Source organism: Actinomadura formosensis, from assembly GCF_050948385.1.
GTDB lineage: Bacteria > Actinomycetota > Actinomycetes > Streptosporangiales > Streptosporangiaceae > Spirillospora > Spirillospora formosensis.
The window spans coordinates 5,835,980-5,855,322 of the sequence record NZ_CP192011.1 but is presented as its reverse complement, the minus strand read 5'-3'; the positions used below and the strand labels follow the sequence as shown (position 1 = coordinate 5,855,322).

The 19,343-nt window shown below is 68.6% G+C and carries 15 protein-coding genes and 1 pseudogene; 8 read left to right on the top strand and 8 right to left on the bottom strand.

Annotated elements, in window-relative coordinates; all coding sequences use genetic code 11:
* The first annotated feature begins 9 nt into the window (after positions 1–9).
* From ACQP1N_RS27605 to ACQP1N_RS27590, 4 genes are read left to right on the top strand one after another with little or no spacing between them, the layout of a single operon-like run.
* Positions 10–1,149 carry an acyl-CoA dehydrogenase family protein gene (locus tag ACQP1N_RS27605; protein WP_433227493.1) on the top strand — a complete coding sequence of 380 codons (1,140 nt, stop codon included), beginning with the start codon at positions 10–12 and terminating at the stop codon, positions 1,147–1,149.
* 10 nt (positions 1,150–1,159) lie between these two features.
* The gene (locus ACQP1N_RS27600) at positions 1,160–2,362 is read left to right on the top strand and encodes an acyl-CoA dehydrogenase family protein (RefSeq protein ID WP_433227492.1); all 1,203 of its coding nucleotides are present in this window, start codon (positions 1,160–1,162) and stop codon (positions 2,360–2,362) included.
* On the top strand, positions 2,362–4,110 hold the full coding sequence (locus tag ACQP1N_RS27595; RefSeq protein WP_433227491.1) for a fatty acyl-AMP ligase: 1,749 nt from the start codon (positions 2,362–2,364) through the stop codon (positions 4,108–4,110). Before ACQP1N_RS27600 ends, ACQP1N_RS27595 begins: the two co-directional genes overlap by 1 nt.
* A 23-nt stretch (positions 4,111–4,133) precedes the next feature.
* The gene (locus ACQP1N_RS27590; protein ID WP_433227490.1) at positions 4,134–4,364 is read left to right on the top strand and encodes an acyl carrier protein; all 231 of its coding nucleotides are present in this window, start codon (positions 4,134–4,136) and stop codon (positions 4,362–4,364) included.
* A 68-nt stretch (positions 4,365–4,432) separates the two neighbouring features.
* Here ACQP1N_RS27590 and ACQP1N_RS27585 read toward each other — a convergent pair whose 3' ends face one another.
* Both ACQP1N_RS27585 and ACQP1N_RS27580 read right to left on the bottom strand, forming a co-directional pair.
* Positions 4,433–6,421, bottom strand: coding sequence for a carbamoyltransferase family protein (locus tag ACQP1N_RS27585; RefSeq protein WP_433227489.1), 1,989 nt, complete (start codon positions 6,419–6,421; stop codon positions 4,433–4,435).
* A gap of 277 nt (positions 6,422–6,698) precedes the next feature.
* On the bottom strand, positions 6,699–7,352 hold the full coding sequence (locus tag ACQP1N_RS27580; protein ID WP_433227488.1) for a LuxR C-terminal-related transcriptional regulator: 654 nt from the start codon (positions 7,350–7,352) through the stop codon (positions 6,699–6,701).
* Positions 7,353–7,636: 284 nt separating this feature from the next.
* Between ACQP1N_RS27580 and ACQP1N_RS27575 the strand changes: the two genes are divergently transcribed.
* Complete coding sequence (locus ACQP1N_RS27575) at positions 7,637–8,827, top strand: cytochrome P450 (protein ID WP_433227487.1); 1,191 nt, start codon at positions 7,637–7,639, stop codon at positions 8,825–8,827.
* 8 nt (positions 8,828–8,835) lie between these two features.
* On the opposite strand, the gene ACQP1N_RS27570 is transcribed toward ACQP1N_RS27575, so the two are convergent.
* Positions 8,836–9,708: a hypothetical protein gene (locus ACQP1N_RS27570; RefSeq protein WP_433227486.1), complete on the bottom strand. Its 873-nt coding sequence runs from the start codon at positions 9,706–9,708 to the stop codon at positions 8,836–8,838.
* A gap of 165 nt (positions 9,709–9,873) precedes the next feature.
* On the opposite strand from ACQP1N_RS27570, the gene ACQP1N_RS27565 reads away from it, so the two are divergent.
* On the top strand, positions 9,874–10,446 hold the full coding sequence (locus ACQP1N_RS27565; RefSeq protein ID WP_433227485.1) for a site-specific integrase: 573 nt from the start codon (positions 9,874–9,876) through the stop codon (positions 10,444–10,446).
* Positions 10,447–10,461: 15 nt separating this feature from the next.
* On the opposite strand, the gene ACQP1N_RS27560 is transcribed toward ACQP1N_RS27565, so the two are convergent.
* The 3 genes from ACQP1N_RS27560 to ACQP1N_RS27550 form a co-directional block, all read right to left on the bottom strand.
* Positions 10,462–11,901 (bottom strand): MFS transporter, encoded by a 1,440-nt coding sequence (locus ACQP1N_RS27560; RefSeq protein WP_067798173.1) that lies wholly within the window; start codon positions 11,899–11,901, stop codon positions 10,462–10,464.
* Positions 11,894–13,159 (bottom strand): flavin-containing monooxygenase, encoded by a 1,266-nt coding sequence (locus tag ACQP1N_RS27555; RefSeq protein WP_433227484.1) that lies wholly within the window; start codon positions 13,157–13,159, stop codon positions 11,894–11,896. Before ACQP1N_RS27555 ends, ACQP1N_RS27560 begins: the two co-directional genes overlap by 8 nt.
* A 67-nt stretch (positions 13,160–13,226) precedes the next feature.
* Positions 13,227–14,774 (bottom strand): methyltransferase domain-containing protein, encoded by a 1,548-nt coding sequence (locus ACQP1N_RS27550; RefSeq protein ID WP_433227483.1) that lies wholly within the window; start codon positions 14,772–14,774, stop codon positions 13,227–13,229.
* A gap of 1,328 nt (positions 14,775–16,102) precedes the next feature.
* Between ACQP1N_RS27550 and ACQP1N_RS27545 the strand changes: the two genes are divergently transcribed.
* Complete coding sequence (locus tag ACQP1N_RS27545) at positions 16,103–16,714, top strand: LuxR C-terminal-related transcriptional regulator (RefSeq protein ID WP_433227482.1); 612 nt, start codon at positions 16,103–16,105, stop codon at positions 16,712–16,714.
* A gap of 11 nt (positions 16,715–16,725) precedes the next feature.
* Here the strand turns inward: ACQP1N_RS27545 and ACQP1N_RS27540 are convergent, their stop codons facing one another.
* Positions 16,726–17,355: a class I SAM-dependent methyltransferase gene (locus ACQP1N_RS27540; protein WP_433227481.1), complete on the bottom strand. Its 630-nt coding sequence runs from the start codon at positions 17,353–17,355 to the stop codon at positions 16,726–16,728.
* Positions 17,356–17,502: 147 nt separating this feature from the next.
* On the opposite strand from ACQP1N_RS27540, the pseudogene ACQP1N_RS27535 reads away from it, so the two are divergent.
* Positions 17,503–17,770: pseudogene (locus ACQP1N_RS27535) on the top strand (transposase); the annotation flags it as partial.
* A gap of 66 nt (positions 17,771–17,836) precedes the next feature.
* Here ACQP1N_RS27535 and ACQP1N_RS27530 read toward each other — a convergent pair.
* Positions 17,837–19,336, bottom strand: a complete 1,500-nt coding sequence (locus ACQP1N_RS27530) for an ArnT family glycosyltransferase (protein WP_433227480.1) — start codon at positions 19,334–19,336, stop codon at positions 17,837–17,839.
* Between the last annotated feature and the right edge of the window lie 7 nt (positions 19,337–19,343).

Below are 19,343 nucleotides of genomic sequence, written 5' to 3'. Positions count from 1 at the left end.
CTTGCCAGCATGGGGACAGGGCTCGTGACGGCGCCGGACGACTGGCTGACCTCCCTGCGCAAGGGCTTGGAGGAGGACATCAGGCCGCTCGGCGACCGCTACACCGACGACCGGCTGCCGCTCGACATGCTGCCGGAGATCGTGAAGACGCTGCGCGGGCACGGCTATCCGATGGAAGATCCGCCGGACGAGGTGACCTTCGCCCTGGCGAGCGAGGAACTGGCCAGGGTGTTCCCCTCGCTCGAAGGCTGCCTGATGATCTCGTACGCCTGCGCGCGCTACATCATGGCGGCGGGCCCGCCGGACCTGCGGGAACGGGCGGCGCCCGGGCTGCTGCGCGGCGAGCGGATCGGCTGCCTGGCGTCCACCGAGCCGAATCACGGGTCGAACAACGCGGCGGTCGAGACCCGGGCGGTTCCGCGCGGCGACGAGTACGTCATCAACGGGCGGAAACGCTGGATCTCGAACGGCGACATATCCGACTATGCGATTGTCCTGTGCCGAGTCGTCGCGGACAACGGGCAGGAGGAGATCAGGCCGGTCATCGTCGAGCGGGAACGGTCGCCCTACCAGACCAGGGACCTGCCCAAGCTCGGGCTCACGGCCTTCGTGACCTCCGAGATGATCTTCGAGGACTGCCGCGTCCCGCGGGAGAACTGCGTAGGTCCGGCAGGCGCGCTCAAGAATTTGCGGCTTGTCTTCAAGACACTGCAATGGGCGCGCTGCCGGATGGCGGTCGTATCCCTCGGAATCGCCCGGGCGGCGCTGGAGACCTCGGTGGCCTATGCGAGGAAGCGCCGCCAGTTCGGCCGGCTGATCGGGGAATTCCAGCTCATCCAGGACAAGATCTGCACCATGGCCACGGAGATCGATGCCTCGCGCCTCCTCATTCACCGCGCGTTGACCTCGATCGAGGAGAACCGGCGTGCTGACCGGGAGGCGTCCATGGCCAAGGCGTACGCGACCGAGATGGCGGTGCGGGTGACATCGGAGGCGATCCAGATCCACGGCGCCAACGGACTGTCGCCGGACTACCCGCTCGAACGCCATTTCCGGGATGCCCGGGCACTGACGATCGCAGAGGGGACGACTGAAATACACAAACTGGTGGTGGCCCGGTCGATCTTGGGGCTCTCCGCATTCCAGTGAGGGGTACGTCATGGAAGCTTCGTCCGGCCGGGGCCGACCCGCCGAGTTCCTGGATGAAGAAGAATCGCTGCGTGACACCGTCCGCAAGTGGGCGGAGGAGAAGCTCCGGCCACGGGTGGAGCAGATGGACCGCGACGCCCGTATGCCGCGCGACCTGATAGACGAACTCTTCGCCCTCGGTCTCATGGGCATCCAGATCCCGGAGCGCTATGACGGTGGCGGCGGTTCGATCTTCATGAGCGCGCTGACCATCGCCGAGATCGCGCGGGTCGATCCATCGGTGGCGGTCTGTGTCGACGTACAGAATGTGCTGGTCAATACGGCGCTCATCCGCTGGGGCAGTCCCGCGCAGCAGGAGCGGTACCTGCCACGGCTGGCGCGCGACCTCGTCGGTGCTTATGCGCTGACCGAGCCCGAGTCCGGCAGCGATGCCTTCGCCCTGCGATCACGGGCACGCCGCGATGGCACCGACTACGTGCTGGAAGGGCGAAAGGTCTGGACTACCAACGCACGGGAGGCCGGCGTCTTCGTCGTGTTCGCCAACGCCGCGCCCGAGCACGGTGTGTACGGCATCACGGCCTTCCTGGTGCCGCGGGACACACCCGGGCTGGTCGTCGGGCCCAACGAGGGGAAGCTCGGGATCCGGGCGAGTTCCACATGCGAACTCCAATTCGACGGCGTGCGCGTCCCTCAGGACCACAGGCTGGGAGAGGAGGGAGAGGGCTACGACATCGCCATCGACACGCTCAACATCGGCCGCATTGGCATAGGCGCGCAGATGGTGGGTCTGGCCACCGGCGCCCTCGACGCGGCTGTCGCGTACGCCGGACAACGCCGGCAGTTCGGTCAGCCCGTCGCCACCTTCCAGGGCGTGCAGCTTCCCCTTGCGCAGGTGGCGACGGAGATCGAGGCGGCGCGCCTGCTGGTGGACGACGCGGCGCGCCTCGCCGACGGTGGCGGCCACGTTCCCGAGCTCCTGTCGCGGTGCGCGATGGCGAAGTACTTCGCTTCGCAGGTGGCCGGGCGGGCGGCGGCGCAGGCGGTCCAGACCTTCGGAGGCAACGGGTTCAGCAACGCGTATCCCGTTGAGAAGTTCTACCGGGACGCGGTGATCGGCCAGATCTACGAGGGAACATCGAACATCCTGCTGCGTACCATCGCCGGCCAGATTCTCGACACTCGCCGCCCCCGCACCGCGGGAGGAAGCCGATAGTGAGCGTCATCTCGGAAACCGCCTGGACCGGACAGGCCGGCGGGGTTCCCGCGGCCGTCCGGCGGCGCGCCGAATCCGATCCCGAGCAGATCGCGATGACGTTCGTCGACTACTCCACCGAGCCGCAGGGACGGACCCGAGACCTGACCTACGGGGAACTGGACGCGCGGGTCCGCGCCGTCGGCGCCCGGCTGCGGCGGATCACCCGTCCCGGCGCGCGGGCCGCGATCCTCTGCCCGACCGGCGTGGACTTCATCGTCGGGTTCGTCGCCTGCCTCTACTCCGGGGTGATCGCGGTGCCGCTGTCCGCGCCGGCCTCGTACCGCCACAACGACCGGATGGCGCTGGCGATGGACGACTGCGGGTGCGAGGTGGCGATCACGCCGCGGGCGGTCCGCGAAACGGTGGCCGAGATTCCACTGGCCGCACCGGTACGGATCATCTGCCCGGACGAGGCCGAACCCGACCCGGCGGCGCCGTGGGCTCCGGTACGTCCCCAGCCCGGGGCGACGGCCTACCTCCAGTACACGTCCGGCTCGACGAGGCGTCCTGCGGGCGTCCGGGTGACCCACCGGAACATGGCCGCGGCGGCGAGCCAGAGCGTCACCGGTCTGCGCCTCGACGAGCACTCCACGATCGTGAGCTGGAGTCCGTTCTTTCACGACCTGGGGCTTGTCTTCGGGGTGATCCTGCCGCTGGCGATCGGGTTCCCGGCCGTTCACATGACACCCCTTGCGTTCGTGCGGGAGCCACGACGCTGGCTGCGGCTACTGAGTGACTACGCGGCAACGCACATGCTGTGCCCCGACTTCGGGTTCGACATGTGCGTGGATCGGATCCCCGTGAAGGAGCGCGCCGGGCTGGACCTGTCTCGGCTGTTCTACGCCGGCAACGGTGCCGAGCCGGTGCGGGCACGTTCGCTGGCCCGCTTCACCGAAGCCTTCGCGCCGTGTGGTTTCCGGGCTTCCGCCCACACCCCTGTCTACGGCTTGGCGGAAGCGACGTTCATAGTGACCGCCGTCCGTGTGGACCGGGAGCCGCCCGTCTGCTCGTTCGACCGCGCCGAGTTGAACGCCGGCCGGGTCCGGCGGGTCGATGACACAGACACGCGGGGCCTCACCATGGTGGGCTGCGGGAGCCCCGTGGGCCAGGACGTCCGGATCGTGGACGCGGCGACTGGACGGCAGGCGGGACCGGACGACGTCGGCGAGATCTGGGTGCGCGGCGAAAACGTCTGCGCCGGCTACTGGGCACAGGACGAGCGCGCGGAAGAAGTCTTCGACGCGGTTCTCAACGGAGACGAAGGTTGGCTGCGTACAGGGGATCTCGGCTTCGTCTACGGTGATTCGCTGTTCATCGCGGGTCGGCGTAAGGACCTCATCATCATCGACGGGCGCAACCATTATCCGACCGATATCGAGTTGACCGTCGAAGAAGAGGTTCCGGCGGTTAGATCAGGCAACGTCGTCGCGTTCTCGATTGACACCGGCGAGAAAGAGCAGGTCGTGATCGTCGCAGAGATACGGCGGGACGAGAACGCGGATCTCGGCAGGCTGCGAGCCATGGTACGCCGAGCTGTAGCAGCGCACCACGACGTGTATGTCCACGAGGTGGTCTTCCTGCGCCACGGCACCATGCCGAAGACGTCAAGCGGAAAACTGCAACGCCGCAACTGCCGCGACCGGTACCAGCGGGGCACATTGATCGCCGCCGGTGATGGTTCTGGTTCGCCGGAGGGCACCGGGTAACGGGACACGGAAAGGGAGCCAAGGTGAACGAGGAGCTCAAGCGGATTCTGGTGGACGAGCTCAAGCTGGAGGAAGCGGCCTTGCGTCCCGAAATCAGCTTGGAGAACGCGGGCTTCGACTCGCTCACGATAGTAGAGCTGTCCATGAGCCTGTTCGAGCGGTTCGGTCTGGCGATCAGCGAGGAGGATCTCCAGTCCGCTGCCAGCGTCGGCGAGATCGACCGAATGGTCGAGCAGCGGCGCAACAACGGCTGAGCTCATCGGTAAGCACGAGGACGGCCTCCCGTTCCGGGACGGGAGGCCATCAGCCGCCGTGGGTCAGGTCACTCGGGCCGCAGCAGGAAGAACCTGCCCTGCCAAAGCCGGTACAGCTCGCCCCTGATGTCCGCGTCGAGGCCGCCCACCGCCTCCGCGAGCGATGCCAGGGAGCGCACCCCGTCCGCGGCCTCCAGGACGGCGAAGGCGTCGGCGGACATCTCCGTTCCAGCGCCGAACGGAACGTCCATGAAGATTTCGTAGACCACGTCCCGCGTCCGGGAGACCGTGTTCCTGACTCGCTTGACGAGCCGGGCCACCGGCCGGAACTCGGGAATCAGGTTGTCGAACGCGGGCTCCCGGTCCCGCCGCCGGCAGACCAGGAAGTCTTCGACGACCAGGACGTCGATTCCGGTGGTCAGGAAGCAGGTCAGCGCGTCGCGCACGTCCTGCACGATCGGCTCGGCATTGTTGTTGAACGAGGTGTTGAGCAGCACCGGCGTCCCGGTCAGCTCGCCGAACACGCGGACCAGGCGGTGGAACCGGGGGTTGGCGTCCGGGTCGACGATCTGCAGCCGTGCGCTGCCGTCGATGTGGGTGACCGCCCCGAGTTCCGCCCGCCGGCTCTCGCGCACGTCCACCACGAAGGACATGAATTCGTAGTTGGCCTTCGTCTGTGCCGGTATGTCGAAGTATTCCGCCGCCGCCTCTTGGGTCACCACTGGGGCGAAGGGGCGATAGGCCTCGCGCTTCTTCACCATGGAGTTGATTCGCTGCTTGTTCTCGGCCGGCCGCGGGTCGGCGAGAATGCTGCGGTTGCCAAGCGCCCGGGGCCCGTACTCGGAGCGTCCCTGTGCCCAGCCCAGTACGGATCCGCCGGCGAGCAGCCGCGCGCTCTCCGCGACGATGTCCGCGGGCTGTGAGTACTCGACGAGCCCGCCCCAGGCCGCCAGCTGCTTCTCGATCTCGCTGGCGGTACCGAGCCCGGGACCCACACTGGCGGACCGCAGGCGCGGCTGCGGCCGGGACGGCCCGAGCAGGTGGGCGGCCCCGAGCGCGGCGCCCTCGGCCGCGCCGGCGTCATGCGATACGGGATGGACGAAGATCTCCTCGAACCTTCCCGACCGGAGCAGCAGGCCGTTGAGGCTGCTGTTGTGCGCGACCCCGCCCACGAAGCACAGGCGGGCCAGCCCGGTGTGTTCCGCCCAGTGGCACATCACGTGCATCGCGAGTTCCTCCAGGGCGTGCTGGAGGCCGGCGGCGAAATCACGGTGCTGCCGGGTGAACTCCTGGCCTTCTCGGCGCGGCAGGAAGCCGTTCAGCAGGAAGGTGTTGGGATCCGTGCGCAGGTCGAAATCGCCGCCGTCCCGCAGCGTGTACATCGAGCTGAAGAGGTCGCGGTAGGTGGCGGGGTCGCCGTACGGCGCCAGGCCCATGACCTTGTACTCGTCACCGAGCCGGTAACCGAGCAGCTTGATGTGATTTTCGTAGAATCTCCCGAGCGACTGCTCAAGGTTGTAGGTCGCGAGCCTTTCGAGCCGCTCGTTCTGCCCTCGGAATATCGTGGTCGAGTGCAGTTCCCCGCGAAAGTCCATGACCACGACCAGTGCCTCTTTCATGCCCGACCTGATGAAGGAGGACAAGGCGTGGCAGACGTGATGCTCGCTGTACAGGAGCCGGTCGGACGGCACTTCGATGCCGAGCTCGCCCGACAGGTGGCCGGTGATGAGCTCGCGAGAGCTGCGCAGCGGAAGCCGCGGGTTCTCGGCATACACATTGCCGAGTGCGATGTCCAGGAAGTCTTCCCGTACGTAGTGTCCCACGGCATCGACCTGGGACGGCTTGACCCCTGCGGTGGCAAGGCACGCGCGAATCGCATTTATCGGGAATTTGGTCGTCTTCTTGACCCGGTTGAGTCGTTCCTCTTCGACGGCGGCCACCAGCTCGCCATCCCTGATCAGGCATGCCGCGGCGTCATGGGCGTATCCGTAGCCCAGGTTGGGCGCCAGCTCGATGTCTGGGGGAGAAAAGTGCCCGGCCAGGCCCAGTACGAGCATGTGGAGCTCCTATTTTTCCTTGAAGGTGTCCATCGTCGAGGGGCGTAGGACGGTAGTCGCGATAGTGAACCCACGAATAACGTTCCGAGACCACGCCGGTGCGGGCAAGCCCCAGGGGTGCGGACGATCTACCGCACAAAAGTGCGGACAATGACGCGCCGGCGTTAACCCCGGCTGGTGGGCGGTGGGGCTGTTCGCCGTTGCGGTGCCACCCGGCTCCCACCGCCTTCCGCCTTGTTGCTGCGGGGATCTCCGCACGGGCGGAGCCGTGATTTTGTCAGAATCTCTGGGCCGGCGCCCGGTCGTCGCGGAGCATTTGGGTGACAAAGTGGACGCGGCTCGGTGAGTTCACCTTGTTGAGCACGGCCGAGACGTGTCGCTTGGCGCTGTGCACGGAGATCCCCAGCTTGCTGGCGATCTGCTGATTACTGAGTCCTTCCAGGAGCAGGGAAATGACATCGCGCTCGCGGGGGCTGAAATAGGGCTGGTGCGGCGATGGTGAAAACTCACTCGACCGGGCGCGCTCAAGGAGGTAGCTCGCGATCGGCGCGGGTATGGGCAGCTCCCCGCGCATCAGGGCCTGCAGCGTGACGTCCAGCGTCGTCTCCGTGATGTCGCGCACCATGAGGTAGCCGTCGGCGTGCGTCCTCGCGGCCATGGCGAGGTGCTCGGGATCGGCTCTGGTGACCAATTCCAGTATGCGGCTCGCCGGGAATGCGGTCCGGACATGGGTGGAGATATCGTCGGGAGCGCAACAGCTGACGATGATGACGTCGGGGTTCCATTCGCCGCCGTATGCCTTACTTGCCATGAGTAGCAGTTCTTCCATGCTGCGATGGCATTCGATCCTGCCGATCCGGTCGAGTTGTCGCAGCATGGCCTCCAGTCCGCGGCGAAGGACTTCCAGCGACTCAAGTACGGCGACATCCATCCCCGTGTCTCTCCTGACCTCCGTCACCCACCGGACGTAACTAGATTAGTCGCGATGGAACTGGAATGAAAGAGGCATTTGCGCCGCTCTGGCGCGGCGGTGTGAAGCGGGTGGCTCAGGTGGTGGAAGTGTGACTTTGGGTTGCGGGTGACCACACTTTGGTGCGCTCCATGGTCCGCACTTTCGAGTGGTAAATCGTTCACACTTTTGAGGTTGAACGGCGCGCCCATGCATATATTGACATCATCTTCGGGGTGTCCGACGCTATTGTCATGTCGAATTCCATGCCGATTGAAGTTCCAGTCCTGGACATTGATCCGTTCGCCGAGGATTTTCGACGTGACCCCGACACGTTCCATGAGCGGCTTCGGAAGGCCGGCCCGGTGGTCTTCCTGGAGCGTTACCGCGCGTGGGCGGTGGCCCGGTACGCCGAGGTGCACGAGGTGCTGCGGGACCATGAAAGGTTCTGTTCGGCCGCGGGGGTCGGGCTCGCCAACTTCTGGAACGAGGAGCCGTGGCGGCCCCCGAGCCTGCTGGTGGAAGCGGATCCGCCGGCGCACGCCCGGCCGCGGCGGATCACCGCGCGGGCGCTGTCGCCACGGGCGATCGAGCGTTTCCGGCCGGAGTTCGAGCGACACGCCGAGGAGGCGGTGACCGCGGTCGTGGCGCGCGGGCGGTTCGACGGGGTCACCGATTTGGTGCAGGCGTATCTGGTGCGGGCGTTCCCGGAGGCGTTCGGGCTGGACCCGGGGGAGGGGGAGAAGCTGCTCCGGTACGGGGACATGGCGTTCAACCTGTTCGGCCCGCGTAATCGGCTCTCCGAGGAGGCGATGGCCGCGGGCATGCCGCTGCACGAGTGGTTCATCGAGCAGTGCGGGCGCGGTTCGCTGGCCGCCGGCGGGCTGGGCGCGGCCGTGTACGCCGCCGTCGACCGCGGTGAGGCCACCGAGGAGGAGGCGGGTCTGCTGGTGCGCTCGCTGGTGATGGCGGGCCTTGATTCCACCATGGACGCCATCGCCTGGACGCTGTACTTGCTCGCCACCTGTCCCGGGGAATGGGCGGCGTTGCACGACGACCCGGCACTGGCCCGTCCGGCCTTCGAGGAAGCCCTGCGGTACTACTCTCCCGTCCAGCATTTCTTCCGCACCACCACCCGCGAAGTGCGGCTGGCCGGCACGGTGATCCCGGCCAAGGAGAAGGTCCTCTGCTTTATCGGCGCCGCCAACCGCGACCCTCGCGAATGGGGCGACCCCGACCGCTTCGACATTCGGCGCAGGGCCGTGAACCATCTGGCGTTCGGGTCGGGCATCCACGCCTGCGTCGGCGCGGCGATCGCCCGGCTTGAGGCGGAGATCCTGCTCAACGCGCTGGCCCGGCAGGCTCGCACCCTCGAACTGGCCGGCCCGCTACGCCCACGCCCCCACAACATCCTCAGATCCCTGGCCGAGCTGCCCCTGCGGGTCCGTGCCGCGTGACGTGCCGGTCAACGGTCGACGATGACGACCTCGTACTCGTCGGCGGTCGGCCGGACGCCCGTGTCGGCCTTGGCGTTGATGACGGCCAGCCGGTCGCCGAAGGGGACGGCGGTCGTCGGAAACTGGAAGGCGTCGTGGGTGATGACGCTTTCGACCGTCCCGGACATCAGGTCGTGGCTCAGCCGGATCCGTGACACCTGGTTGGACCAGTTCTGCACCACCCATAGCCGCCGGCCTTCCAGCACCAGGCCGTCCGCGTTGGGCACGTCGAGACCTTCGATCATCCGGCTGGCACCGGTCGCCGGGTCGACGGTGTAGAGCCTGCCGTTGGCCGTGTGCGACATGATCAATGGCTCTCCGGCGTCGGGTGCGGCGATCCCGTTCAGATTGAACTCGCCGCTGAGGTCGGCCGCCGGGCCGGTGACCGGCAAGGGCCTGGCCGGCCCGAGTTCCCCGGCCGGGCTGATCGGCACGAAATACAGGACGGCGCTCGACGTGTCACTGAAGTAGGCACCCCGCCGGGTGACGAAGACCTTGTTGACCACCGTCGTTTTCAGATCACCGATCGTGCCGAGCTGGTAGGTGGCGACGGTCGCGCCGGTCTGGATGTCGTACACGTACGCCCAGCCGAGAGCACCGCCGACGAACAGCCACCCGTGCCGGAGATCGGCGTACAGGCCCATGGACATCCGGCCTTCCGGGGCCTCGATGAACAGCTCGGCGGTTCCGCGCTTGAGGTCTCCCCGGAAGATGTGGCCAAGGTACAGATCGCCGCAGTAGAAGGTGTCGCCCGCCCCCTTGGCGATGCCTTGGGCAGACGTGGCTCCGGGGAGCACGATGACATCGGTGGTCGGTGCCGCGGCCGCGGGGCCGTCCGTCATCGGTACCTCCGGCTCGTTCCGCAGTGGCATCAAGATCGCGACGTTTCCCGCCGAGATCGCCGTCAGGCCGATGTTCACGACACATGCCCAGCGTGGACAAGCCCTGGGGGTGCGGACGATGTACCGCGCGAAAGTGCGCACCATGGCGCGCGTAGCTCCGCTCTTATGGAGCTCAACGTGGAGCGGAGCGCTGCTTACGATGCCTCCATGTCGACCCCCAGGCAGCCTGCGCCAAGCCCGTCATCCCCTACGCGGCCCCAGGCCGCGACGATCGTGATGGAAGCATCAAACGACCCCGGCTGGGGCATGTTCGTCTGGCTCCTCCTGACCGTCGGCGCCCGGCGCGGTGAGTTGTGCGCCCTGCGCTGGGATGATGTCGACTTCGAGACCGGTGTGCTCACCGTCCGGCAGCGTCGCATCGAGCTCGACGCACAGACGATCACTCTGCTGCGCGCATATCTGGGCCATTGCGCCGCACAAGCCGCCATGCTCGGCATCGAGCGGCGCCCCGACGCCTACGTTTTCTCGCCCGCGCCGGACGGCGGAACCGCGCCGGAGCCCGCCATGGCCACGGAGCGTTACGCTCGGATGTGCGCGAACCTCGGCTGGAACATGCACCTTGACCGGCTACCGCACTACTCCGCGACCGAGCTCATCGCCGCCGGCGTCGACGTGCGCACCTTCAACTGGCGGCTGCAGCGCGGGCTTTCGCGTATCCAGCGGCGGCCGAGGGCATGACCTGCGCCAAGAGCCCTATTGGCGGGACGGCGAGACCCCGGCCTGGCCCGCGGGCTGGGCGCCGGCCTTCTGCGGCTTCATGGACGGCGCGAGGACCAGCGAGACCACCGCGGCCACGGCGGCGACCGCGGCGAACAACGTGTAGGCGTTGGTGAACCCATCGATCGAGGGCGTGCTGGTGAGACCCGCGGCGGCGACGGTGGAGCCCACCGCGACGAAGATGGCGGCACCGGTCGGATTACAGGTGTAGACGATGGCCGACACCAACCCGGCCTCGTGCTGAGCGACGCCGGCGAGGGCGGTGGTGGTCGCGGTGACGAACACCGCGGCGGCGCCCAGCGAGAACACGACGACGCCGGGAAGAGCCCAGGCGTAGACGTTGCCGTGCGCCGGCAGCATTCCGATGAGAAGCCCGTTGCCGATGGCGACCAGGGACAGGGCGGCGAAGGCGACGTGGCGGGTGCCGGCGGTGCCGACCAGGCGGCCGCCCGTGATGGCACCGACCACGGTGGCCAGGGCTGCGGGCAGGAAGAACAGGCCGTTCTCCAGCGCGCTGTAGCCGCGAAGGTGCTGCAGGTACTGCGAAGTGATGAACAGGTCCCCGCCGGCCACGCCGGCCGCCATGAGCATGAGGAACGTGCCGGTCGCGACCGGACGGCGCGCCAGCATCCCCGGGCGTATCAGGGGGTTCCGCACGATGCGTTCGGCGGCCGTGAACACCCCGTACAAGACGATGGCGACCGTGATGGGCACCAGCGTGCCGGGATCCGCCCAGCCGTGGTTACCGGCGTTGATCATGCCGTAGATGAGCGAGCCGGTGGCGGCGGTGACGGTCACCGCTCCCAGCACGTCGACGTGCCGGTCGGCGCCCTCGATCCGGCGCTCTGGCACCAGTGCCCGGATGGCGCCCAGCAGGGCGACGCCGATCGGGATGTTGATGAAGAAGACCCAGCGCCAGCCGGGGCCGCTGGTGAGGAGACCACCGACGAGCAGCCCGGTGGCGAAGCCGATGCCGCCGAGGGAGGACCATACGCCCAGCGCCTTGTTGCGTTCGGCGCCGGTGAACAGGCCGGTGACGGCGCGCAGCGCGGCAGGGGACATCATCGCCGCCCCGACGCCCTGGCAGATACGGCCGATGATCAGCAGGTTCTCGTCCTGCGCCAGGCCGCTGGCCAGCGAGGCGAGGGTGAAGACCACCAGGCCGGTCAGGAGGATGGAACGCGCGCCGAAGATGTCGGCGAGCCGGCCGCCGAGCAGCAGCAGCCCGCCGAGGAACAGCACGTAGATGCTGACCGACCAGGTGAAGGCCACACGACTCAGGCCCAGGTCGGCGCTGAGGTCGGGCAGGGCCACGTTGATCACGGTGGTGTCCAGCATCAGCATGAACTGCGCCATGCATATCGCCGCGAGCGCCTTCCAGCGGCGAGGGTTCGCGGCCTCATACGAGTCATGCATCACAGGGCTCCTGACGGTCGACGATGTGCTTCACGACATGCGCGGCGTCGGGGCCGACCCCGGCGAACACCGACGACCCCGCAGAGTGCAGCCAGGGCAGCCCGACCGCGTAGAGCCCGGGGTGGGTGGTGACGCCCCTGGTGTGCTGCGGGTACCCCCACTCGTCGAACACCGGCAGATCCACCCAGCCGAAGTCGAGCCGGTAGCCGGTCGCCCACACCACGGAACCGATTCCGGCGGCGGCGAGGTCGAGTTCCGTGCTGGTGGCCGGGGCGGGCGAGTCGCCGGGTGGGGGACGGTCGTCGGTCGCCGCGTCGATCCCGGCCGCCGCGATGTAGGCCTCGAACAGCCGCCGCTGCGTCTTGTCGAACTGGGTCTCGATGAACACCAGCCGGTCGGCGAGGTCGTCGCTGAAACGCACCGTCGTGCCGTCCGCCGACTCCAGCCGGCCGTACAGGCGGATGCCCTCCCGGGCGAGCCGCCGCAGGTCGATGCTGTGGCCGCCGCCCTGGCCGGACACGATCGGGTTGGGGGCGAACCGTGCGGCCGGCGACGGGAGCTTCATCTCCACGCCCACCTCCGGGCCGTGCCGATACACCTTCAGCAGCCACCAGCCGAGGTCGCGGCCCCGGTAACGGCGGGGAGCGGCGGGGACCTTCGAGACCGCCAGGTGGACCTCGCGGCCCGCCCGGTGCAGCTCCTCTGCGATCTGCACGCCGGACTGCCCGGAGCCGACCACGAGCACGGCCCCGTCGGCCAGCTGCCCGGGCCTGCGGTAGTCGTTGGAGTGCAGTTGCTGGATATCACCGGAGATCTTTCCGGCCGCGGCCGGGATCTTCGGCCGCGGGTACGGTCCGGTCGCCAGCACGACGTTGCGCGCCCGGAAGGTCGTACCGTCGGCGTGCGCCACGAGGCCCTCGTCCGTGGCGGCCAGCCGGGTCACGTTGGTGCCGAACCGGACCGGGGCGCCGATGACGGACGCGTACTGCGACAGATGCTTCACCACGTCGTCGCGCGCCATGAAGCCGTCCGGGTCGTCGCCGTCGTACGGCATCCCCGGCAGCAGGAGCGTGAAGTTCGGGAGGACCAGGCAGAATTCGTCCCATCGATCGAGCCAGCCCCCGCCGAGCCGGTCCCGCCGATCCACGACGAGGTGGTCCACTCCCGCCTCGGTCAGGTGGTGGCTCGTGGCCAGCCCCGCCTGGCCGCCCCCGATCACCAGCGTGTCGATCCGCTCTACCGCCCCGCTGTCCATCATGATCGACTCCTCCCGCCTTCCGTTGCGCGTTTCGTCATCGTCCTCATGGCGTTCGTCGTCGCGGCCGTCAGCCGGTGGCGCGCCGTACCGCGCGCAGGACGGCGTCGGTGAGCGTGATCTGCTGTCCGTCCGGGTCGGTGGCCGGGCGCTCCGGGGCCGAGGCGGTGACGTCCCACTCGGACGGGTCCAGCACGGCGGCGATCTCTTCGGCCGTGAACATCAGGTGGGGGAGGCGCGGGCGCCGCAGCGTCGGGACCTCCAGGTCGGCCGGGTGGTGGCCGACGATGAGAAGCGTCCCGCCCGGGCGGACGGCCGCGGCCAGCCGGCGGATCAGCGCATCGCGCGCGGGCCGGGGCAGTTGCAGGTACTGCGCCGACACCAGGTCGAACTGCGCTGGTACGGGATCCCATGCCGTGACGTCGGCCTGCCGCCACGTGATGTCCACGCCGATCTCGGCGGCGTGCCGGGCGGCTCGGTCCAGCGCGGCCTGGGAAACGTCGACGCCGGTGACCGTCCATCCGCGCGAGGCGAGCCAGACCGAGTCGGCGCCTTCGCCGCTGCCGACGTCCAGTGCCGTGCCGGTCGGGAGGCCGGTGGCTGTGGCGACCACCTGCGGATTGGGTTTGCCGCTCCAGGCCCGTTTCCCCGACGCGTACTGCTCCTCCCAGTAGTCCTGCGACAGCACGCGGAGGGTGAGCTTCGTGTCCTCGGCGATGAGGTCGGCGTTGATCGCGGCGGCCGCCGATGCCCCGCCGGTGGCCGAGCTCATCACCTGCGCCATGACGTCGGTGACGTTGCCGGCGACCCATACGCCGGGCACCTCCGTCAGCCCTGCCGGGTCGGCCGCGATCGACTCGCCGACGCCCATCGGGTGTGCGGTCGGTTTGAGACCGAGGCCCGTGAGCACCGCCGAGTTGGCCACCAGCCGCGGCGCGACGGTCACCGCCGAGCAGGCCACGACCGTCCCGTCGGCCAGCCGCAGGCCGGTGATCCGGTCATCGGCCACCTCCAGCGACTCCACGGGCCCGGTGACCACGCGGATGCCCCAGGCGCTCAGCTGGGCCACCTGCTGTTCGGTCAGCGCCGGCGCGGTGTGCTGGAAGAAGGTCACCTCCGGTGTCAGCTGCTGGAACATCAGGGCCTGGCGCACGGCCCACTCGGTGTGAGTGGCGAGGACGCCGACGGACCGGTCGCGCAGCTCCCAGCCATGGCAGTGCGGGCAGTGCACCACGTCGCGTCCCCAGCGCTCCGCCATCCCCGGGATGCCGGGCAGCTCGTCGGTGAGGCCGGTGGTCACCAGCAACCGCCGCGCCGTGATGATCTGGCCGTCGTCGAGGGTCACCTCGAACCCACGGTCGGTACGGCGCGCCGCGACGGCCGTGGTACGCAGCATGAGCCCGCCGTAGTGCTTGACCTCCGCACGCCCGATCTCGACGAGCTCGAACGGGCTGATCCCGTCGCGGGAGAGGAACCCATGCACGGCGTCGGTGGGCGCGTTGCGCGGCGGCCCCGCGTCGACCACGACCACCGAACGCCGAGCCCGGCACAGCGACACTGCCCCGCTCAGCCCGGCGGCACCGCCGCCGAGCACCGCGACATCGAATTTCTGCGTCATGGAAACCACGATCGGTTCCCGTGAGCGGGAGGGGCCACAAAACTTGCGGGAATGGCAAACACGGGGCGGCCGTGGCCGGTCAGAGCTTCGGACCCGAACGTCACGACGCGGGGGACCGGGAGGGCCAGGGCGCTCGCGGCCGCCACGAGGACGCCGCCCGCCACCAGGGGGTGGTCCCGCCCAGAACCGCCACACCGGGCCGACCGGCGCGGCGTATGGGACGGCGACACATTCGTCGGCGGGGCCTTCGGCGCCGACTCGCAGTTCAACCTGCGCAGCGGGGCGGCGAAGGCCGTTGTCGCCGACCTGGTGCGGCGCTTCGGCGAGTGCGGGGTGTCGCAGTCGACGTCCGGCGTTCCGGTCACCGCGCCAGGCTGCCCCAGCCGGCGTGCGCCTCCCGCCGGACACGTCCCGGCGGCGGTGCCTCGAACTGAGGCTGGTAATAGTTCGCGAGAAGCACGACACATGGTTGTCGAACTTGTCGTCGAAGAAGCCCCCCGGCAACTCCGGTGCGAGCGCGAACAAACGCATGATGTCGGTTGACGGCCGTGCTATCGCGGCCATTCGCTCATACTATGTCGCGGTGAATCCGGTGGGTTCTTCCAGTCATATATCGGCGACTTTCCAGGTGGACGGATAGTCGCCGAGTTCGCGCGTTCCGCCTCACTCAAACCGCCCGTCGTGTGTGCCCCGAAGGCGTCGTGCAGACCCATGCGGCGGAGTCCTGACACGCCGGCCCTGTTCGCCCTGCGTGCCTGCTCAGCTTTGGAGGCCCTGAATAATTCACGGCTTGTCTGAAACATTCTTCCGCGAACTCGCGTGGCCCCCCGTGACCCACGGCGGTGAAAAATCCGGGGTTTCGCACGCCCTCCCGATCGCCGCGGCCAACGCGGCCCGCCCGGGCGGGTCGTCCCGCGGGGACAGGCCGATGACCGGCACGAACTCATCGGATGCGACGACACCGGCTCGTCCCGCGACGCAGTCTCCTCCCGGCCGGCGGCCCGGTGAGGCCGCGCGTGCGGCCGCTCACCCATGGGGGCCTCTCGGTGGCGCTGACATTCCATCTGGTATAACGAGAGTCCCGGAGGGGGTTTCGGGCTTGGACGCAATTAATCCGGCGCCCCCGGACCCTGTTTCCAAATGGCGAATTTCGGGTGGCGAAAACAGCTCGACCGCAATAACGGAAAGTGACGAAGCCGGACACGCTGAGGAATCGTCGCCGGTTGCCGCGAACGCGATGTAGATCGCTCTTGACACGGGTGATTACGAAAGTGCACGATCGAGTTCAGGAGGGCAAGGTACGGGAGGGGGATCCAGTGGATGTCGCCGTGGTCGAACCGCGTGAACTCATCCGCAGTGGCCTGGCAGCGATACTCGAACGGCTCGGTGGGATTCAAGATCTCGAATGTCACTGCGACCTGGACGAGCTGCTCGTCTCGCCGAAGGTGCGCGGCGGCGAGTGGCAACCCGACATCTGCATCGTCGGCTCTGACGCCGACGTCGCCCGGCATTTGCGGAGCAGGTTCCCCTCCTGCCGCCTTCTGGGCCTGGTCGCCAGCGCGGAACCGGAGGACCTGGAGCGGGCCGCCAGGACGAACGCCGACGGCTACCTCATGCTGCACGACACCACGGCGACGACGCTTGTTGGCACGCTCCACGCCGTGATGTCCGGCGAGCTGCCGATGCCGCTGCAGGTCGGCAACTACCTGCTCGAACGCGTCAGGACGACCGAGGCGCCGCCGCCGCGCGTCCAGCCCTACTTCAGCCCGCGCGAGCACGACGTCATCGCCCTGCTCCTGGAGGGGCTCAGCAACCGGCAGATCTCGGTCCGGCTGGGGATCTCCCTGCACAGCGCGAAACGGCATGTCTCGGCCATCCTGCACAAGGTGAACTCGCCCAGCCGCGCGCATTTCGTCGCCCAGATGCTCCGCGACGGCTGACCGGGCTCGTATCAGCCGCCGGAACCGGCGGCGGTCTGCTTGACGCCGATGACGCAGACCACGGGCGGGTCGAGCGGGAGCGTGTCGGACCTGATGCCGGTGAGCCCGGCCTGTTCGAGCATCTCCATCCGCTCGCAGGCGGCGAGGACGGGGTCGCGCGTGCCATCCGCGCCGCGCGGTTGCGTGGCGATGGCGATGCGTCCGCCCGGTGCCAGCAGCCGCCCCAGTTCCGTGAGCCGTTCGGCCGGTGACGTCCAGAACCCCATGGAGTTGACGGCGTACACGGCGTCGAAGGGGCCCTCGAAGCCGGAGGGCAGCGCCTCGACCGACGCCTGAGCGAGCGTGATCCGGCCGGACCGGACGGCGGCGGCATTGCGCCGGGACGCGTGCCGGAGCATCACCTCGGAGCGGTCGATGCCGTAGACGTGCCCGGTGGATCCCACCCGGCGCGCCGTCTCGGCGATGGCCACGCCCGGCCCGAATCCGACTTCGAGGATCCGCTGCCCCGGCTGAACGTCCAGCAGGGAGACGACCCACCGATTGCGCTCGACGTTGGAGCCGCGGTGCGCCATCACCCAGCCTGCGATGCTCCCGACCGCCCCCCGCGGGTGGCCGAACTGGCGCACAATGGCCAGTTTCACGTTCTCCTTCACATTCACTGGGGCCATCTCCCTCCGGCGGACGCTCCGTCCTGCCGCGGACTCGTGGCACCAGGTTCGCTGGCACCGCCCCACGCGGACAGGCCGCGAGAGCGCGGACGATCGACCGCCCGAAAGTGCGCCGCGAGACCGTCCGCTCCGAGGCGGCCGCAGGGCGGTGATCGGCGCCGGTGCGGGGATCGTGCGGTGCTGGCGGCGATCATCTTCATGGCGACCACCGGCTGCACCTGGCCGCGGATGCCGCCGGTGTTCGGGCCGCCGGGCCCTACCGCGCACCGGCGTTTCACCGAGTGGACGGCCGCGCGGGTGTGGGCCAAGCCGCACCGCCTGGTGCTGGACGAGCTGGACGCGCGGTGAGCTGGACTGGTCGTGCCGCGCGATCGACTCGGTCGGCGTCACGTGCGACTCATGCACCCAGGCTCATGTGGAGGGGCCGGCTTCTTCCAGGTGAACCCGCTTGTCGTTACCCCAGGATCGACCTCGCGGACGTCGACGGGCAGCCCCGTGTCGAAGCGGGCGACCGATCGGGAGTGGTCCAGGGCCTGGCGGACGAGAGGGAAACCCATCTCCTGGGTGTCTTGCATGAGCTGGGGTGTGGCGATGATGTAGTCGACCTCGCGCCAGTCGTTGTGGAAGACCTGCCTGACGGCGGGGTCCAACTCGGCCTTCCAGTAGTAGTGGGCCTGGGGGAAAGGCCGCTGTACGGGGTCGTGCGGGTCGTGGAGGTAGGAGTACATGTACATGTCAATGATGATCTTGTTGTCCGGTGGGATGTGCGTCTTGACCCAGTCGACGGCCGCCTGCTGCCCATCTGCGGGTTGAGCGTGCCACCATTCCCGTTTCCCCGGCCGGGCGATCTGGAGGACGAGCGCCCTGCGCAACCGAGTGCCACGACCGAGCGCAGGACCGCCGTGACCGGGCCTTTCTGGCGGGGCACCCGGTCTCCCGCCGCTCTGGCAGCCCGCCAGGTGACCGCCGCGAGGGCGAGGGCGAGGAAGGGCAGCAGCGGGACGAGGTAGAAGCCGAGGGTCAGCCCGCCCCTGCCCAGGAAGAGCCAGAACGAGAAGATCAGCCACCCCAGCATGGACAGTCCAGGGTCCCGGCGGACAAGGACGACGCAGGCAAGGGCTGCGGCTGTGCCGCCCATAACGACGACGGGGTCTTCCGACGCCCAGTGGATGGCGTTCTGCCAGAACCCGCTGCCGAAGTCCGCGATGCCGCCGTCGGTGCTCCGGCTGGCCTGCCACTGCAGGCCGCACAGCAAGCTGACATGGGGACGGCGTCCGCCCAGCAGCTCCCCGTAGGGGAACAGCTCTCCGCGCAGCAGGGCCATCAGCGGATATAGGGAGATCAGAGACAGGCACAGGGTCAGCCACGTCCAGAAGGACAGCCACCGAGCATGGGGGGCGGCCCGCCGGGCGGTCAGGACCGCCAGCGCAGGAAGGACGGTTACGGCGATCTCCTTGGACCAGACGGCCACCGCGAGCGCCACGGCGCTCAGCCAGACCCGGCTGAGCCGCAGAGGCATGGAGAGCAGCAGAAGGAAGGCGGCCAGCATCCAGAAGGCCGCGATGTTGTCCAGCAGCACACGGCGGTGGAACTCGATGCCGTAGGGGGACAGACCGAAGACCAGGGCTGCGAGCAGGCCGGCCCCCAGGCTGCCGGTAAGCCTGCGGCCGGTGGCGACGACGAGGAGGGTCGACCCCGCGTGCAGGGCGAGCATGAAGATCCGGCCCGACGCGATCCCATGGCCGAACAGGCCGTCCGCCCCGCCGGTGAGCACCTGCCATCCAGCGATCTGGAGCCATCCACCCGGGGGATGGTCATAGAAGTAGGTGTAGGGGCTCAGGCGCCCCTGGGCGAACACGGCCCAGCCCTGGGAAACGTAGGTCCCCTCGTCGTTCTCAAGGTACGGGTAGTGCAGAGCGTTGTAGCCCAGCACCGCGACATTGAGTACGACCACGGCCGTG

What these genes read in the sequence shown, in the direction of transcription:
- ACQP1N_RS27600 (WP_433227492.1), top strand. Translation starts at nt 1,160, where the DNA reads ATGGAAGCTTCGTCCGGCCGGGGCCGACCCGCCGAGTTCCTGGATGAA.
- ACQP1N_RS27580 (WP_433227488.1), bottom strand. Translation starts at nt 7,352, where the DNA reads ATGGATGTCGCCGTACTTGAGTCGCTGGAAGTCCTTCGCCGCGGACTG.
- ACQP1N_RS27550 (WP_433227483.1), bottom strand. Translation starts at nt 14,774, where the DNA reads ATGACGCAGAAATTCGATGTCGCGGTGCTCGGCGGCGGTGCCGCCGGG.
- ACQP1N_RS27585 (WP_433227489.1), bottom strand. Translation starts at nt 6,421, where the DNA reads ATGCTCGTACTGGGCCTGGCCGGGCACTTTTCTCCCCCAGACATCGAG.
- ACQP1N_RS27560 (WP_067798173.1), bottom strand. Translation starts at nt 11,901, where the DNA reads ATGCATGACTCGTATGAGGCCGCGAACCCTCGCCGCTGGAAGGCGCTC.
- ACQP1N_RS27575 (WP_433227487.1), top strand. Translation starts at nt 7,637, where the DNA reads ATGCCGATTGAAGTTCCAGTCCTGGACATTGATCCGTTCGCCGAGGAT.
- ACQP1N_RS27565 (WP_433227485.1), top strand. Translation starts at nt 9,874, where the DNA reads ATGGAGCTCAACGTGGAGCGGAGCGCTGCTTACGATGCCTCCATGTCG.
- ACQP1N_RS27570 (WP_433227486.1), bottom strand. Translation starts at nt 9,708, where the DNA reads ATGACGGACGGCCCCGCGGCCGCGGCACCGACCACCGATGTCATCGTG.
- ACQP1N_RS27605 (WP_433227493.1), top strand. Translation starts at nt 10, where the DNA reads ATGGGGACAGGGCTCGTGACGGCGCCGGACGACTGGCTGACCTCCCTG.
- ACQP1N_RS27555 (WP_433227484.1), bottom strand. Translation starts at nt 13,159, where the DNA reads ATGATGGACAGCGGGGCGGTAGAGCGGATCGACACGCTGGTGATCGGG.